Origin of the sequence: Cecembia lonarensis LW9, assembly GCF_000298295.1 — a bacterium.
GTDB lineage: Bacteria > Bacteroidota > Bacteroidia > Cytophagales > Cyclobacteriaceae > Cecembia > Cecembia lonarensis.
The window spans coordinates 19,619-37,741 of sequence record NZ_AMGM01000009.1; the positions used below are offsets into that span (position 1 = coordinate 19,619).

General features: G+C 39.5%; 14 protein-coding genes. 6 read left to right on the forward strand and 8 right to left on the reverse strand.

Going from position 1 to position 18,123, the window contains the following annotated elements:
- Nucleotides 1-275 precede the first annotated feature (275 nt).
- The 6 genes from B879_RS04570 to B879_RS04595 all read right to left on the reverse strand — a co-directional run bounded on the left by B879_RS04570 (nucleotide 276) and on the right by B879_RS04595 (nucleotide 7,966).
- Complete coding sequence (locus B879_RS04570; protein WP_009183975.1) at nucleotides 276-1,733, reverse strand: TolC family protein; 1,458 nt, start codon at nucleotides 1,731-1,733, stop codon at nucleotides 276-278.
- Nucleotides 1,730-4,885 (reverse strand): efflux RND transporter permease subunit, encoded by a 3,156-nt coding sequence (locus B879_RS04575; RefSeq protein WP_009183976.1) that lies wholly within the window; start codon nucleotides 4,883-4,885, stop codon nucleotides 1,730-1,732. The genes B879_RS04570 and B879_RS04575 overlap by 4 nt, the downstream gene beginning before the upstream one ends.
- A gap of 3 nt (nucleotides 4,886-4,888) precedes the next feature.
- Nucleotides 4,889-6,001, reverse strand: a complete 1,113-nt coding sequence (locus B879_RS04580; protein WP_009183977.1) for an efflux RND transporter periplasmic adaptor subunit — start codon at nucleotides 5,999-6,001, stop codon at nucleotides 4,889-4,891.
- Nucleotides 6,002-6,144: 143 nt separating this feature from the next.
- Nucleotides 6,145-6,507 (reverse strand): hypothetical protein, encoded by a 363-nt coding sequence (locus B879_RS04585; RefSeq protein ID WP_202949586.1) that lies wholly within the window; start codon nucleotides 6,505-6,507, stop codon nucleotides 6,145-6,147.
- A gap of 142 nt (nucleotides 6,508-6,649) precedes the next feature.
- Nucleotides 6,650-7,384, reverse strand: a complete 735-nt coding sequence (locus B879_RS04590) for a hypothetical protein (RefSeq protein ID WP_009183979.1) — start codon at nucleotides 7,382-7,384, stop codon at nucleotides 6,650-6,652.
- 225 nt (nucleotides 7,385-7,609) lie between these two features.
- On the reverse strand, nucleotides 7,610-7,966 hold the full coding sequence (locus B879_RS04595; RefSeq protein ID WP_009183980.1) for a hypothetical protein: 357 nt from the start codon (nucleotides 7,964-7,966) through the stop codon (nucleotides 7,610-7,612).
- Between the two features lie 164 nt (nucleotides 7,967-8,130).
- Between B879_RS04595 and fmt the strand changes: the two genes are divergently transcribed.
- The 6 genes from fmt (at nucleotide 8,131) to B879_RS04625 (ending at nucleotide 14,185) form a co-directional block, all read left to right on the forward strand.
- Nucleotides 8,131-9,054, forward strand: a complete 924-nt coding sequence (gene fmt, locus B879_RS04600; protein WP_009183981.1) for a methionyl-tRNA formyltransferase — start codon at nucleotides 8,131-8,133, stop codon at nucleotides 9,052-9,054.
- Between the two features lie 101 nt (nucleotides 9,055-9,155).
- The gene (locus B879_RS04605) at nucleotides 9,156-10,085 is read left to right on the forward strand and encodes a DUF4412 domain-containing protein (RefSeq protein WP_009183982.1); all 930 of its coding nucleotides are present in this window, start codon (nucleotides 9,156-9,158) and stop codon (nucleotides 10,083-10,085) included.
- 121 nt (nucleotides 10,086-10,206) lie between these two features.
- A complete protein-coding gene (locus B879_RS04610) occupies nucleotides 10,207-10,707 on the forward strand; it encodes a dihydrofolate reductase (protein ID WP_009183983.1) in 501 nt (166 codons plus the stop codon).
- The gene (locus tag B879_RS04615) at nucleotides 10,704-11,489 is read left to right on the forward strand and encodes an SDR family oxidoreductase (RefSeq protein ID WP_009183984.1); all 786 of its coding nucleotides are present in this window, start codon (nucleotides 10,704-10,706) and stop codon (nucleotides 11,487-11,489) included. Before B879_RS04610 ends, B879_RS04615 begins: the two co-directional genes overlap by 4 nt.
- 39 nt (nucleotides 11,490-11,528) lie before the next feature.
- The gene (locus tag B879_RS04620) at nucleotides 11,529-12,794 is read left to right on the forward strand and encodes a competence/damage-inducible protein A (RefSeq protein ID WP_009183985.1); all 1,266 of its coding nucleotides are present in this window, start codon (nucleotides 11,529-11,531) and stop codon (nucleotides 12,792-12,794) included.
- Between the two features lie 83 nt (nucleotides 12,795-12,877).
- The gene (locus B879_RS04625) at nucleotides 12,878-14,185 is read left to right on the forward strand and encodes a dihydrolipoamide acetyltransferase family protein (protein WP_009183986.1); all 1,308 of its coding nucleotides are present in this window, start codon (nucleotides 12,878-12,880) and stop codon (nucleotides 14,183-14,185) included.
- A 10-nt stretch (nucleotides 14,186-14,195) separates the two neighbouring features.
- Here B879_RS04625 and B879_RS04630 read toward each other — a convergent pair whose 3' ends face one another.
- Complete coding sequence (locus B879_RS04630) at nucleotides 14,196-17,099, reverse strand: PAS domain-containing hybrid sensor histidine kinase/response regulator (protein ID WP_009183987.1); 2,904 nt, start codon at nucleotides 17,097-17,099, stop codon at nucleotides 14,196-14,198.
- Nucleotides 17,099-18,100 carry a PDC sensor domain-containing protein gene (locus tag B879_RS04635; RefSeq protein ID WP_009183988.1) on the reverse strand — a complete coding sequence of 334 codons (1,002 nt, stop codon included), beginning with the start codon at nucleotides 18,098-18,100 and terminating at the stop codon, nucleotides 17,099-17,101. The genes B879_RS04630 and B879_RS04635 overlap by 1 nt, the downstream gene beginning before the upstream one ends.
- Between the last annotated feature and the right edge of the window lie 23 nt (nucleotides 18,101-18,123).

Genomic DNA, 18,123 nt, shown 5'->3' on the forward strand with positions numbered 1-18,123 from the left:
ACTAATTTTAATTTATTGAATCATTTATCAAAATATTAAAGCCTTAATTTTATAAATTATAACTAAAGTAATTTATTATTTAATTTTTCATATTTTATAGCTTGAAAAATACCTAACGTTAGGTATTTTTATCAAAGATAAATTTGTCTAAAATTGATTACATTTTTAGAGTTTCTCTAAATAAGTGTTTAAGTTCAAATAAGGGTTATCCTAATACTAAAAAGCCTCGGTAAGTACCGGGGCTTTTTGTTTGTTTAAGAAAGTATTTTCTTTGCTTAATTCCAGCCTCCTCCCAGCGCACGGTACAATCTTACATTCGCCTGAAGCTGCTGTTTTTTCAATTCAATCAACTCTATTTCTGCTTGCAAGGCATTAACCTGGGCATTCAAAACTTCAAGGTATCCAGCATAGCCTACCCGAAACATAATGTTGGAATTTTCTACCGAACGCTTTTGAACTTCAACTTCATAAGTCTTTAGTTGCAATTGCTCATCAAAAGCACTGAACTCATTGACCAAATTCAATACCTCCAAGTAACTTTTGAAGATTGTTTGTTCATAATCCAAATAGGCTATCTTTTGACCAGCTTTCGCGGCTTCAAAATCCATACGGATCTGATTTCTGTTAAATACTGGGGCCACTAAACCAGCACCAAGCTGGTAAACAGTAGAAGCAGGACTGAAAAACAAACGAGAGAAATCAAAAGCATTGAAACCAGCCATTCCTCCCAATTTAATACTTGGGAAAAAGGCCGCTCGTGCAGCCTGTACCTCTGCTTTTGATGCCAATAACTCCCGCTCGGCCATTCGGATATCCGGTCTATATGCTAACAATTCGGCTGGCAATCCTATATCCACCAAATCAGGAATCCCAAAAACCTCATCCATGGCATTCCGATTGTGCTGAAAATCATATACACCAAGTAATTGTGCCATCTGCAATTCAGCTGTCCGAAGTTCACGCTTTCTGTCCACCAACTGCGCTTTTGAATTCAGCATCAAAGCTTCAAATTGATCTACTGCCAATTGATTCTCTTTTCCAGATTCCTTTAAATCCTTGGAAAGATTGACAGCAAATTCCTGCAATTGGATATTGGCTTCCAAAATCCGAATTTCTTCATCTAAGGCAACCAACTCATAATATTGTTGAGAAACTTCTCCAACCAGCCAGGTTTTGATGGCGTTGACCATTTCTTCGGATGCCATAAACCTTGCAAAAGCAGCTTTTTTGCGATTACGAAGTTTGGACCAAACATCAATTTCCCAGTTAAATTGCGCTCCGATAATAAAGTCCCGATATGGATCCGGTATAAGTTTATCTTCGGGTACCGTTGGAGAAAGGTTGGAGTCAGCATTTCCGACTCCATCCATGGTATACTCACCAAACCTCCTTACGGAAGCACCCGCAAGTGCATTAACCTCTGGAAGTAATCCACCTTTTGCTATTCTGAAATTAGCTCGGGCTATACGGATTCTCTCCAGCGTTTTCAAATGATCTTGGTTATTCTCCAAGGCCACTTGAATCAACTCTTTCAAATTTTCATCTTCAAAGAAGTACTGCCACTGAATTAAGGCGACTGATGATTGCTCTTCAGATATAATTTCTGCCTCGAAATTACTTGGCAGTGCCGTCTGAGTATCTTCCAAGGTCAATTCCGCAGTTTTACAAGAAACCAAGAATAGACCTATCAGAAGCAGCCCAGCGAGTGTATATATATTCACAAATGCTTTCATGAAACTACTTGTTCTTGTTTGATTTCAATGGTTTTCTTTTTCTTGAATTTGGTGTCGAGTGTTTCAAACACCACATACAGACCTGGAATCAAAAAAACCCCAACCAAGGTACCGATAAGCATCCCTCCTGCTGCAGCAGTACCGATAGTTCGGTTACCGATAGCACCTGCACCTGAGGCAATAGTCAAGGGAATCAAACCAGCGATAAAGGCAAAGGAAGTCATCAAAATAGGTCTCAATCGCTCAACTCCACCATTGATCGCACTTTGTAAAATAGATAGTCCCCTATCCCTATTTTGGATAGCAATCTCTACGATCAAAATGGCATTTTTACCCAAAAGACCAATCAACATGACAAGTGATACCTGCGCATAGATGTTGTTTTCCAGACCCGTCAACTTCAAAAACAAGAAAGAACCGAAAATCCCAGCAGGAAGTGATAGAATTACCGGCAAAGGCAAGAAGTAACTTTCATATTGTGCTGCCAATAACAAGTAGACGAAAATCAAACAAACAGCAAAGATGTAGATTGCCTGATTTCCAGATTCGATTTGCTCCCGTGTAATACCCGACCAATCGATATCAAAACCTCTTGGCAAAACCTTCAAAGACACTTCTTCCACTGCTTTGATGGCATCGCCTGAAGAATATCCTGGTGCTGCATCTCCCGTAATCAAGGCTGAGTTAAACATATTATATCGGGTAAGCTGCTCTGGGCCATAGACTTTTTCCAAGGTTAGAAAATTAGAATAGGGTACCATTTGTCCTCGATCATTTTTGGCATACATAGCCAACAAAGATTCGGGAGATGTTCTGTACTCAGGAGAAGCTTGAATCATCACCTTATACATCTGTCCGTATCGAATAAAGTTGGAAGAATAAAAACTTCCGATGTAAGACTGCAAGGTCTCCATGGCATCATTGACCGATACCCCTAGTTTGGCAGCTTTATCATGATCCACATTTAATACATATTGTGGGAAGTTTGGCTCAAAGTTGGTAGTTACCTCTTTGAGTTCTGGTCTTGCATTCAACTCATCCAGAAAATCTTCCGTGACTTGCGCCATAACAGCTAAGGATCCTCCCGTTTTGTCCTGCATTCTCAGTTCAAATCCCGATGCATTACCAAAACCCGGAACCGGTGGTGGGGAGAAGAATTGGATTTCTGCTCCTTTGATATGGGACACGCGCTCTTGATAATCTTCAATCAATTGATTGACATTTTTATCACGGTCTCCCCATCCGACCAAGTTGACCATTCCCATCCCATAGGATGCCCCAGCTGTCTCTGTCATCAAACTGTAGCCAGCAAGAGTTGAAATGGTTTCTACTTCATCCAAAGGAAGTAAGCTCGCCTGAACCATATCCATCACTTCTGATGTACGCTCCACAGTAGCTCCGGGAGGCGTGGTCACATTGACATACACCATTCCCTGGTCTTCATTGGGAATAAATCCTGTCGGCAATACAGCTAAACCCCCATAGGTCAATCCAAAGAATAAAATCAGCGCTCCAAAAGTCACTACTCTCCTACCAGCAATGGCATTCACTACACCACTGTACTTGGCTGCTAAGGCATCATATCGCTTATTGAAACCATAAAAAAACTGCTGTAACCTTCCATTTTTAGGGCTATGGTCCACATCAACTGTTTTCAATAACATGGCACAAAGTGCAGGTGATAGGGTCAAGGCATTAATCCCTGAAATCACAATAGCAATGGCCAGCGTCAAGGAAAACTGTCGATAGAAAATCCCAACTGGACCTGAAAGGAAACTCACCGGAACGAATACCGCTGACATTACCAAGGTAATCGCCACAATCGCACCTCCAATTTCCTTCATCGCAGCCAAGGTGGCATCCAAGGCATTCATTTTCAAATCATGCATTTTCACGTGCACAGCTTCCACTACCACAATCGCATTATCCACCACAATACCAATGGCAAGAACCAAGGCAAACAGTGTCAACAAGTTAATGGAGAAACCAAATAGCTGCATGAAAAAGAAGGTGCCGATCAAGGATACGGGAACCGCAATCGCTGGAATCAGTGTAGACCTAAAATCCTGAAGGAAAATGAACACCACCAAGGAAACCAAAAGGAATGCCTCGATCAAAGTTTTAATTACTTCAAAAATAGAAGCATCCAAGAATCGGGAAACATCATAGGATACATTGTATTCCATACCAGGAGGAAATGAATCTTCTTGCAATTCATCCATTTTATCTTTGATGTTTTGAATAACCTCACGAGCATTGGAACCTGGCCTTTGCTTGATCATAATAGAAGCGGATGGCTTGCCATCTGTCATCGAAACCATGCTGTATTCTTGAGAATCAAACACCACGTCGGCCACATCTCTTAATTTGAGCAAGGAACCATCTGGCAATGCTTTCAAGGTGATATTTTCAAACTGCTCCTCTTGATTAAACTTGCCCGTGTACTTCAATACATATTGCAAGGCCTGAGGATCTCTGTCAGAAGCAATACCGGATTTACCAGGCGCCGCCTCCACATTTTGCTGACGGATGGCTTCTGTCACATCTTGTGGAGAAAGGTTATAAGCGACCAATCTGTCCGGCTTCAACCAAACCCGCATGGCGTAATCCTTAAAGCCCATGATTTGAGCAAAACCTACCCCATCGATCCTTTTTAGTTCAGGGAGGATATTAATGTCTGCAAAATTGTACACGAACTTCTCATCTTGGGTAGAATCAGACGTTACCAAGTTCAAATACAAAAGCATGGAGTTTACTTCCTTTTCTGTTTGCACCCCAGCACGTATAACCTCCTCAGGTAATTCATCCAATACTGTGGAAACCCTATTTTGCACGTTCACAGCGGCTTGATCCGGATCTGTTCCTACTTTAAAAACAATATTGATCAAGGTTACCCCATCATTCGTATTCACAGAAGTCATGTAGCTCATACCTGGCACACCGTTGATCGCCCGTTCAAGTGGTGTAGCCACTGCCTTGGCCAGTACTTCCGCATTGGCACCTGTGTATTTAGCTGTAACCACGACTGAAGGAGGAACTATCTCGGGGAACTGTGTGATAGGCAAAGAAGTCAAAGCCAACAAGCCTAATAGCGTGATGAAAACCGATATTACTGTAGATAAGATCGGTCGTTTGATAAATAGCTCTAACATGGCTTAGGATTTTACCAAGGTATCATACACATCTTTTTCAGGAGTCAATTCGGGCATGATTTCCATACCGTCTTTTACCTGCTGAATACCTTCAAAGATGATCCTATCGCCAGGCTCAAAACCATCAGCAATGTAGAATACCCCAAAGCGCTGCAAAGGTTTAAAGCTTCGTACCCTTACCTTGTTGTTTTTATCCACGATATACACATAATTGTAATCCTGGATTTCAAAGGTGGATTTTTGCGGAATCAAAAAGATATCCTCCAAAGTTTCACTCATCTCTACCTTACCCGTAGAACCATGCTTGATCAATTGATCAGGATTTGGGAAACGTACCCGAAAGGCAATGGAACCCGTACCACGTTCAAAGTCAGCCTCCATGGTCTCCAATCTTCCTTTATTTTCATAGTAAACCCCATCGGATAAAATCAAAGAAACTTCCTGGTCATCCAATGTTTCGTTTTCGATTTTGGCCCTCATGTATTGCAGGTACTCATTTTCTGTCACTTTGTAGTAGGCAAAAATCTCAGAGATATCCGTAATGTTTGTCAATAAATCTCCAGCGGTTACCAAGCTCCCTGTTTTGTATGGAATGCGATCTACAATGCCGTCAAAAGGTGCCTTAATAGTGGTATAGGATAATCCTGTTTTGGCATTTTTGAGCATAGACTCGGCCTCAGAAATAGCAGATTCTGCCACTGCTTTTTTGGATAAGGCCAATTGATATTCGGACCTGGCAATGATATTTTTATCCACCAAAACTTTGAGACGATCGACTTCCAGTTGGGCTGCTTGTGCTTCTGCACGGGCTTGAAACAAACGCGCATTGGCAGAATTGACCATTTCATTGTATTCATTGGAAGTCAATTGAAATAGGTTTTGTCCTTTTTTGACAAATTGACCTTCATCCACATAGATTCGGTCTACAAAACCTTCCACCTTGGCTCGAACCTCTACAAACTGCACGGCCTGAATATCGCTGACATAGGTTTTTGGAAGAGTAATACTCATCGGTTGAAGTTCCACAATAGGAACTTGTATGAGTACTTGGTTTTGATTTTTCCCACTGCCAGGATTACAGGCAAAGGAAATGAGCATGAGCAACAGTAAGCTCATTTGACTTACTTTAACGTATTGAAAAACACGAAAAGAAGTCCAATTGGAATTGATTTTCATAAATAAATTGAATGTGAATAATCTTTCAGAGAAAGTTATTTGGAGGGTTTATCGCTAATAAGAGAAAGAAGAATAATCCTTGATCAGGGAGCATTGGCGGCAATGGATTTGCCAATCAAAAAATCAAGACTAGAAAATATGCCAAGAGGAATATATGCAAGCGATGGCAAGGATGGTTTTGATAACCTCAATGCTTCAGAAACAAATTCAAAAACGCTTAATACAATGATTCGTTGAATTTTGAGTGATTGGGTGCTGGTAGACCTGGAGATCGAAGTAGGAAAATCCACGTAATCGAAATCAGCCTCATTTAAAAATTCACCTACATACTCTATATCCTGCTCTTCTTCAAACCCATCAAATACGGCCAAAACCACAAAAAACAATGCCATGGCAAGCGCGATGACACGAAGAAGTGGACTGACAGTATGTATTGATTGTTTCACGATGTAAAAGTAGTCAAATTTCGAACCAAAAAATCTTTTTTCAACATTCTCCAGAAAATATTATTTCGATTTTTTTTTCAAAGGCGATAGACTCAACTAATTAATCAATTGAATTACTAGTTGAATCTATCATTCCTCTTTATTATTTCATGCTCAAATCCCAGCCAAAGAAGTTGAGTTCGATGACTAAGCCTGAGGGTTTAATATTTCCTTGATTGGGCAATAAGACACCTGCACAAAACTGAAAGCGTTTAGTGACATTATACATAGCACCAATTACTGCTGCAGAAGATTCATTGTTACCACTGATCCAGTCTCCCATAAGGTAGGTTCTGGGGGCGATTTTTAACTCATACCCAACAAGGAAACCAACGTGAGTACCTTCTCCCACAAAATTCCGGTTGGTATGGTATACCCCTCCTATGAGACGGCTTTTCTTATTCATAAAATGATAGATACCTATCCTATAGTTAAAAAAAGCAAACTCCTTTTCATCCCATTGATCAGCCAAATTGATGCCCGATTGCGTACCAAAATTGACATCAAAGCTTTCTGATAATTGAAACTGTTTCTGGATCGAAGGCATCAAATGAGGGGACAATGCTCCTAGGGAGGGATTATCGTTGGTAATAAATTCTAGGTAAGGATTAAAGCCAATCCCTTTACCCACCAAATTTATACCTATATCCCAGCCCTTGCCCAAACCATAGACGAAATGCCCTTTTGATTCAAACATAGGCTGAAATATATTGAATTGATGTTGATAAAATACTTTATTTTTTTCGGTAATGTCTCCAGATGGAATATTGAATAGATTTTGCTGTGAATAACCCTTAACAGTTACCAATAGCAAGAAAATGACGATGATGAGTCGCATACAAATGATTGTTATTTTTTTAAAAAAAGGAAATTAAAGAAGCAAACAATCAACTGCTTTGAACGATGAGGATCAACAATTTGAAGCCAACCTATGTAATACAAGGTCGTACGCCAAATACAGATAGTTCAGGGCTTACAATGAAGTTATAATTGAAAAGCCTGCTCCAAGGACAAAAGTCCGCTTAAAATCGACGAAGCACTGATTGACTGAAAACTGGAAAAACTAAGGGGCGTTAATGCAAATACTTCTTGAATTAAAAAATTCGTAATCTGATGATAAATATGGAAATTCTATTAAATGATCTTCCTGATTAATAATATAAGGTACAATGATCGAGAGGAGAAAGTCTACTACCTTTATTTGCTCAATCCTTTCAAATTCCACCAAGGAAGATTCAAGAGAGCGTGATATTTTTGTCGGAAAATCATAATCATCATAGTCATGCTCCGCAATGACCTCAAAATTTTCAAAAATTACATCCTCAACATCTTCATAATGATCCCAAACAGCCAATGCAGAGAAAAATAAAGCATTTAAAACCAGTAGGGTTTTAAATAATGTTTTTTTGCTTTGTATCATGGTTAAACTTATGGCTGCAATGTTTCTTTATATGATCCAACCTAAAGAAATACAAACTTTTAAGACGCAAATTTTTGACTGAGGTTACACAAAAAGAAAGATTTTAGCTCCTTTTCATATTTTTTTTACAAATTTTACTGTTCAATCGTGTATGAGCAATTTAGATGAAAAAAGACTTACGCATCATTTATATGGGTACTCCGGAATTTGCGGTACCTGCACTGGAAAGGTTGGTTGAAACAGGATGGAATGTTGTCGCAGTGATTACAGCGCCAGACAAACCCAAAGGAAGAGGACAAAAATTGATTCCTTCTCCTGTCAAAGAAACAGCTATAAAGCACGATATCCCTGTCTTACAGCCTACTAATCTCAAATCTTTGGATTTTTTAGAAGAATTAAAAAGTTATCAAGCTGACCTCCAGATCGTGGTAGCCTTCCGTATGCTTCCGGAAAAGGTATGGAATATGCCTCCCATGGGTACATTTAACCTGCATGCTTCTCTCCTTCCCGACTACAGAGGTGCCGCTCCGATTAATTGGGCAATTATAAATGGGGAAAAAGAAACAGGAATTACTACATTTTTTCTCAAGCATGAAATAGATACAGGAAGTATTATATTTCAGGAAAAGGAACCCATCCATGCAGAAGACAATGTAGGAAGTCTATATGAAAGGCTAATGTTGAAAGGTGCAAAGCTTGTTGTAAAAAGCGTTGAAGCCATTGCTTCAGAAAGCATAACTCCTCTTCCACAAGATGAAACTAAAGCCAAGCATCATGCCCCAAAGATCTATAAAGAAACCTGTGAAATTGACTGGAAAAAACCAGCCTATGAGATCCATAATCTGATCAGAGGGCTTTCACCTTATCCAGCTGCTTGGACGATCATCCAAGGTAAGCTTTGTAAAATATTCAGATCCCAATATTCAGACAAAAACATTTCAGGCCTAAAAGCAGGAGAATACAAATCAGAAGGAAAATCAAAACTGGTTTTTCAAACGGGAAATGGACATATCAGTATTCTTGAACTCCAATTGGAAGGTAAAAAACGTCTGCCAGTAGAGGAGTTTCTTAAAGGGTTCAAATTATAATGGTTTAAATATTTAGCTGACCTAGAGAGAGATAGTCCGGAAATCTCGTGGAAAAGCCTATTTTTTTTAATAATTTTAAATTATTCACTAAACACAAAACTATGAAAACGTCAATTGCTTTTTTACTTATCTTTTTTGTTCTTATTGGATCACAAGCGGACGCGCAAATACTGAGAAAACTAAAAGATGCCGCAGAGAGGGGGGTAAGTAGGGCTGTAGAAAAAAGAGTGGAATCGGAAATGGAAAAAGTGGCCCAGCGCCAATTGGAAAAGGTTTTTGGAGAAATTTATGGACCTGAAGGCATGCCTGGGGTAAACTGGGAAAAAGTCCTTAGTGGGATAACTGCTGATGTTCCTGTAGCCGATGCATATCACTTTACAGGATATTCTGTCATGGAGCTTACGGGAAAAGATGAGAAAGGAAAAGACATAGAACCCAGCCAAATCAAGTCTTTCCTGTCTGATAATCAGATGATCATCGGTATGGAAATCGAACTTAAAGAGCAACAGCAAAAAGAAGGCTCATCTATCCTCATCTATGACCTTGAAAGAAATGCTTCGATCATACTTTTTGAAAATGAAGGAGAAAAAGCCAGAATTGCCTATGGCTTGGATTTTGAAAAAATTGCAGAAGGGATTGAAATTGAGGATACAGACATAAAAGAAGAGTCTGATTCCGATTTTACCTGGCAAAAAACCGGGAGAACAAAAAATATATTGGGCTACACCTGTGAGGAGTATGTCTCAGAGGATGAAGAGGGAAAAGCCACTTATTGGGTCACAGAAAAACCTATTCAGGGAACTTCTAGCTTTTGGGGAGAGGGCAACCCCTTTTTAAGTGCTAAAATGAAGCAGGAAAATATGGATTATTTCAAAAATATGCCTCAAGGGAACCTCCTTGAAATGATTTTTGAAAGTAAAACGGACAAAAGTGTAGTGCAAATGACGGTCACTGAAATCAATGATTCTGCAAAGCAAACCTTTGTAATGGCTGAATACCCCAGTGCTTTTGCCGGAATGCAAGAAAAATAACTTTGAAGTTAAATCAATTTAAGGCCCTAAGGAAACCTTTCCTTAGGGTTTATTTTTTATACCTTATAGATTTTCATCCTCAGTTATTCCTTGGTATCTTGTCGCATAAACTTCCATCACCTTGAAAATTTCAATTATAGTAGCGAAAGCAAAAAATGACGTCATCGGTAAGGACAATGAGTTGATATGGAAACTATCCTCCGATCTGAAATTATTTAAAAAATTTACAACAGGCCACCATATCATCATGGGCCGAAAAACCTATGAATCAGTAGGTAGACCTCTGCCTAACAGAACTTCTGTGGTGATCACAAGAAACAAAAACTTCTCCTTACCCGAAGGACATATAGTTGTTCATTCATTACCAGAAGCCATTCAGATATGCATCGGCAAACAGCTCAACCAAGTTTTTATCATTGGAGGAGCTGAAATTTACAAAGAGGCTTTACCCATTGCAGATGAACTCATGGTTTCCCATGTAGATGTTGCTCCTGAAGGAGATGCCTATTTCCCATCCATCGATCCTGAGTCATGGCAAGTCGTTTCTAACGAACACTATGAAAAAGATAAAAACAATCAGTACAGTTTTGACTTTGTGATTTATAAAAGAAATCCAAAATGAACCAAAAAACAATCTGGATCACAGGAGCATCTTCTGGAATAGGTGAAGCCCTATACAAACTCTATGAAAAAAAGGGATATAAGCTTATTATTTCTGCCAGAAATGTAAAGGCCTTAGAGAAATTAAAGAACAGTGCCTTCAATCCAACGCATACCTATGTGTTGCCCCTTGATTTAAATGATACGGAAAGTTTTCAATCAAAGTGTAAAGAAGCCATTGAAGCCTTTGGTCAGGTTGATTTACTGATTAACAATGGAGGTATCAGCCAGCGTTCTTTAGCCCAAGAAACCCGCTTGGAGGTTGATAGAAAAATAATGGAAGTGAATTTTTTTGGAACGATAGGACTTTCCAAAGCCCTCTTGCCACATTTTATAAAGAATAAGAAAGGTCATTATGCGGTAGTCAGCAGCTTAGTGGGCAAATTTGGATCTCCCTACAGAACGGCCTATGCTGCTTCCAAACATGCCCTACATGGTTTTTTTGATTCACTGAGGGCCGAGCACTATAAAGATAATATTAAAGTGACTTTGATTTGCCCTGGATTCATAAGGACTAAAGTTTCAATAAATGCCTTAACAGGAGATGGTTCTGTACTCAACCAAATGGATGAGGCCCAGGAAAAAGGCATGTCTCCCGAAAAATGCGCCTTAGAGATTTTTTCGGCCTTGGAAAAAAACAAGGAAGAAGTACTAATTGGAGGAAAAGAAAAATATGCTGTTTACCTCAAGCGTTTCTTCCCAAGCTTATTTTCTAAAATTCTGAGGAAAGCTAAAGTAAGGTAATTGGGAAATCAATATTCAAAAATTCATCAAGCAAATAGAATGGTACAATATAAAGAAGTCAAGGCAGAAATTTTGTCCATTGGCGATGAGTTACTTTATGGACAAATAATTGACACCAACAGCCATTGGATCAGCCAAGAGTTGGATAAAATTGGTGTCAGGGTAGTGAGAAGAACTACTATTGGGGATAGTAGAGCCTCAATCTTGGAGGCTTTTTCTAGTGCAGAAGAAAGAGCGGATATCATCCTTATGACAGGAGGATTAGGCCCTACCAATGATGACCTCACAAAACCGCTTTTGGCAGAATACTTTCAGTGCGGTATAGAGTTAGTTCCGGAAGCCCTTGAAGCTGTAAGAACATTTTTTGAAAAAAGAGGAAGAGAACTGACCCAAATCAATCGACTTCAGGCACACTTGCCTACTAAATGTACCTATGTGCCCAATGAACTGGGCACTGCTCCCGGCATGTGGTTTCAGGAAAATGGAAAAGTATGGATGTCCATGCCCGGGGTTCCCCATGAAATGAAGAAGTTGATGTCCGATCATGTGATTCCCAAAATAAAGGAAATATTTCCTCTTCCCCACATCTATCACAAGGTAATCAAAACCGTAGGTATAGGAGAAAGCTGGCTTTCTGAGTTGATCAAAGACTGGGAAAGCGGCCTTCCCCAACATATCAAATTGGCATACTTACCCTCCTTAGGTCAAGTCAAATTGAGATTGACAGGATTTGGAGAAGATATGGAACAACTTGAAGACGATGTTGAGAAGGAAATCCAAAAAGTAAGACTATTGATTGATAAATACATTTATGGTTATAACCAGGAAACCCTACAAGAAGCTATAGGGAGATTATTGAAAATACAGGCCAAAAAAGTAGCATTTGCCGAAAGTTGTACGGGAGGCTACATTTCTCATTTGGTCACAACCATTCCCGGCTCAAGTGATTATTTCCAAGGTGGCCTTATCCCGTATCACAACTCCTTCAAAAATAGAATCTTGGGTGTTGATGAAAATATTCTGAAAGATAAAGGAGCTGTCAGTGAAGAAACCGTTATACAAATGGCTGAAAATGTGAGGAAAATGTTTCATGCAGATTTTGGACTGGCCAGTAGTGGGATAGCAGGTCCAGGGGGGGGATGGGCTGAAAAACCGGTAGGAACCGTTTGGATAGCTTGTGCATTAAATGGAAAAACACACACCAAAAAACTTCAGTTGACACAAGACAGAATGTTAAATATACAACTTACGGGAGTAGCAGTCCTGAACTTACTTCGACAATGCATAGAAGGAAAAACAGAATAAAAATTTTCCAAATCAATTTTGGTTTGGTAAAAATAAAATTTAATTTTAAATCTCAGAAATAAACCCAATTAAATAATACGAGTATGGCGACTGTAGAAATGCTAATGCCCAAAATGGGTGAAAGTATCATAGAAGGAACAATTCTCACTTGGCTAAAGAAGGAAGGAGATACCATCGAACAGGATGAGTCTGTATTGGAGGTAGCGACAGATAAGGTGGATACTGAAGTGCCTGCCACCCACGGTGGTGTGCTGAAAAAAATTCTTGCAAAAGAGGGAGATGTAATTGCCGTAGGTGCACCCATAGCTATTATTGAGATAGAAGGCGAAGAAAGTGCTTCAACTACTACAGCAGCAACTGCTTCAGATGAAAAGGAAACGCTCGTTGCTGCAGCTCCTGCTCAGACGCAAACTATACTGGCAAGCGCACCAGTGGCTACCACTTCACAGGGGGATGACAGGTTCTATTCCCCTTTGGTATTAAGCATCGCCAAAGAAGAAAATATAAGCAAATCCGAATTGTCTACCATTCCGGGAACAGGAAAAGAGGGAAGGGTAACCAAACAGGATATGCTCAAATATGTGAAAAACAAATCCACCCAATCATCTGCGGAGGTTCAGTCTGCACCATCATCTACTGCATCAATGCCTTCCCCAGCCAAAGTGGAAGTCAGCATCTCTGCGCAGGACGAAATCATGGAAATGGACCGCATGAGAAAAATGATTGCTCAACGCATGGTGGATTCCAAACGCATTTCTCCTCATGTAACTTCCTTTGTGGAAGCAGATGTCACTAATATTGTACTTTGGAGAAATAAAGTGAAAGATACCTACAAGAAACAGGAGGGTGAAGCCCTTACTTTTACACCATTCTTTATTCAGGCAATTACAAAAGCAATAAAAGATTTTCCTATGATCAATATCTCCGTAGACGGAGAGAAAATCATCAAGAAAAAGGATATCAACGTAGGTGTGGCGGTTGCACTACCAACAGGTAACCTGATCGTGCCGGTAATTAAAAATGCAGATCAATATAATCTAACAGGTCTGTCTAAAAAAATCAATGATTTGGCCAATAGGGCACGTACAAATAAACTTTCACCTGATGAACTAAGCGGAGGAACATACACCGTTTCTAACGTGGGTAGTTTTGGTAACGTGATGGGGACCCCAATCATTATGCAACCACAAGTAGCAATCCTAGCGGTAGGCGCCATTCAGAAAAAGCCTGCAGTAGTGGAATTGCCTACGGGAGATGTAATTGCCATCCGACATAAGATGTTTTTATCCCATTCCTATGACCATCGTGTTGTAGACGGATCTCTGGGAGGCATGTTTGTCAGACGTGTTGCCGATTACTTGGAGGCATTTGATCTGAATACAGAATTATAAAAAAAGAGGCTTAGGCCTCTTTTTTTGTTTCCTTTTCCTTGAACCGCTCAGCAATAACTCTCGCAACATCATGTATACTGACAGGCTTGGTCAGGTAATGGTCCATACCAGAGGCCAAAGCACTTTCCACGTCTTCTCTAAAAGCATTGGCTGATAGTCCAACAATCATTGTGGACTCCTGCCCTTTTATTTTTCTTATGGCTCTTGTCGCATCCAAACCATTCATTTTGGGCATTTGAATATCCATCAGAATTAAATCAAAAATATGGCCTTCTTGGATCATTTCAACCGCTTCAAGACCATTTCTGGCCACCTTTACCGTATAGCCCAATTGATCCATAAGCATTTTCATAAAAATCAAGTTGGTAGTATTGTCTTCTACCAAAAGAATCTCCATAGGACAGCGTTTGGCCATGCCCAACAATTCCAATTCTTCTTCATCCAGCTCAAACAACCTTGCTTCTTGGATATCATCCAATTCACTTACTGCTGCACCAAAGACACTGAATTTGAAAAGAGAGCCTGCTCCTAACTCACTTTCAATTTCCATTTCTCCTCCCATTAGTTCAATGAGCTTGTTAGAAATCGCCAAGCCAAGACCGGTACCCTGGAATTCACGGGTATTACTGCCGTCTATTTGTACAAAGGGCTCTGTAAGTTGCTTGATTTTATCCGGCGGAATACCTGCACCATTGTCTTGTACTGAACAATATAGAATGATATTGTCTTCGAATACGGATTCTGCAGAAAAAACAACATGCACTTTCCCCCCTTTAGGCGTAAATTTCAGTGCATTACCCAGGATATTCAATAAAACCTGACCAAACTTCTCCTTATCCAAACGGATATATTCCGGCACCAAATTCCCAAAATCATAAGAAAAATCGATCTGTTTCTTACCAATCAAACCAGAGAAAATCCTGAAAACCCGTTGCATTTCATTTCTGAAGTTGAACACAGACAAACTCAAATCCATCATTCCTGATTCGATTTTGGAATAATCCAATATGTCATTGATGATGTGGGTCAGGGATTTCCCGGAATCTTTAATCACCTTTACATATTGCTGTTGTTTGTCATCCAACGACGTGTTTTCCAATAATTCAACTATCCCAAGTAACCCATTCATGGGAGTTCTGATTTCGTGGCTCATATTGGCCAAGAATTCCGATTTTGCCCTATTTGCCTGTTCTGCAGCTTCCTTGGCTTCCTGAAGCCCCTTTTCCCAAAGCTTTTGAGCTGTTATATCCCTGGCCATAGAAACTACCCGCTGATCGTCCAATTTAAAAAACCTTGCCTCAAAAATCCTCTTTCCTATGGGTAGAAGCAATTCAAACTCTATTTGCTGAATTAGACCTGTTTCAACTGTTTTATTAAAGCATTTGACCAAATCAGACTTCAAAGGTTCTGGCATGATATCCTTGAAATTCTTGCCCATTGTATCCGCTGCAGGCAGCATCAATAAACGCTCATCCTTTACATAATAATCCAAGAAAACCCCTTCATTGTCAAAAATAAAAATCAGATCTGGGAGACTATTGAGTACTGCCCGCAACCTGTTTTCACTTTTTTGTAATTGAAGTTCGGATTCGAATTTTTCCTGAATATCTGTGCATATTCCTACATTTCCTTGGAAATTGGAGCTTTCATCATAGAAAAGTTTTTCGAAAATCTTAACCCTTACCCAATAACCTTCTTTATGCAACATATCGAATTCACAGGAAAAAGAGTCCCTTTTTTTGGATTTTGATTCCTCAATGACTGCATCCAGTTCTTGATTATGGCCTTCATGTATTAAGTTTCGAAAGTTGGAAATAAATTCCTCTTGCGTATAGCCCAACACCTTGGTAACCTCTTCGCTTACAGCATACATTTTCCTGTTTTCATTTTGAAAATATATGAAACCCTTAGATTCTTGAAGCAATAAGGTCTGTCTTCTAAAAAGCTCCTCTATTTCAACAGCACTCTCTTTGATCGCTTGTGTCGAGGACTGAATATTCTTAATAAACTTGAACAATAACAAAAGCACGATCACCAAGAGGGCGAGGAGGCCAAAAAGTAAATAGAAATAATTTTTATAGACATCAAAGCCAATCCTACTAATATCCTGGGTGAAGACAATACCAAATTGTTGCTTTAAAGGTGTCAACTTAAAGGGATAATAATGTACCGATACGCTCCTGGAACGATCCTCATTAACCCAATAGAAATCCCCAATAACCTGCCCCTTTAATCCTGCGTCTAGATTCTCGTGCAGATGAACAATCAAAGCCTCGGACAATTTATTTCCCGGTCCTTGCATTTCCTCCCCAATCCTCCAATTATTCCCATCAATCCAAATGGATTTTTCGGTGTCAATACCAATGTAGTAATTGGCTATTTGATCCTCAAAAAATTTCTTGAGGCCGGTTTTCACAATGATTGCAACCTCTTTTTGTGGATTTTCCAAATGAATTTCTCCAAGCTTCCCAGGAACAACCTTTTCCATTCCTTTATGAAAGGTCTGGATAAAATTATCACGGGCATCAAAATGAAAAGCAACAGTGTGTTGAGGAAAGCTTACAATGACTGTATCCAAGAGGTATCTGTGGTTATTAAAAATCCTCCTAGCCCTTTTCTCAAAGGCCAAAGATTCATTGGAAGTTCTTTCATACGTCCAAGGCTCCAGGTTGTTGACAAAAAACAACATATCCTCATACATGGCTTCAAACCTATTCTGTAGGTCATTGCCCGCAATTTCTGCCTGTTTATTGAGGGTCAATTGAATCGAGGCAATTTGACTTTCTTTAAGTGCCTTGAAAAAATTGATGGCAAGAAATGAAATGATGAAGGCCACTACTATTCCGAGTAATACAAACCATCGGTAATACCCTTTTTTTAAACCAAACTGGATTTTCTTACCCAACGTATCCATCAGAATGCCAAATCTAAAAGAACCCAATCTAAAATATTCATTCTTTCGGCAGTTATCCGAACTTGCAATCCGTAATCTGTCAGCGTGTACTCGCTTTCATTTCCTAAAATCACTTTGGAAGCCATTTTCCGTACTTCCCTACTCTTGCTCCTAAAAAGGTTAAATTCTTCCTTTCTAAAGGTATCCGAAGTAATTGTTTGGGTGTAGGTATGATTCTTTAGGGGAGGAAGAGACAAAGACTCTATCGCTTTTGTTTTCCCTGCAACTAAGGTACCTGTAGCATCTACGATCACAAAATTATTATCAAACTTGCTAAGGTAATTATCAATAATGGTATTCAGTGTAATATCAAAACCCAGCACCATTTTCAATGCATCATCAATGTATACCGGATGAATTAAAGAAATCATCCATCCCCTACCCACTGGATCAATGTAAATTTCGTCCACCCATAAAGTTTCCCTTTCAGGGTTGTTTTTTTCATCCCCTAAATAATAAAAATTAAAGGATGTCACATCTAAATTCGTCTCCACCATTGCAAGGGCATCATAAGGTGGGTAAAGCTTATTTACCTGTTGCTTACTATTGAAATATACCTGGGAAACCATTTCGTGCTGACCAATTATTCCCCTAAAAAGCTCATCTAAGGAACCCGTAGCGCTTAGCAATTCTTTCAATTCCGTTCCTTCCTCGGCCAATTCTGAAATATAAACGGTACATGCATCGGGATCATCCATTCCTGCATTGTTATGGACACCTCTTTTTATGGGCTTCCCATGTAGGTATTGTTGCGGTGCTGATCCCTTATTCTCCCTAAATTTTCTTTGCACCTCTCTCCCCAGACTTTCGATCTCCAGCTCCAATAACTTTAAATCGTATTCCAGTAAGGTAATAAACGCTTTCATTTGAAAAGCAGCTTCACTGTTGTTTTTATTTTCAGATGGGCCACACTGAACCAAAACCAGCATTAAAAAGAAAATGAATAAGGTTCTGGTTTTCATAAGCAAACTGCTTTTTTTTAAAG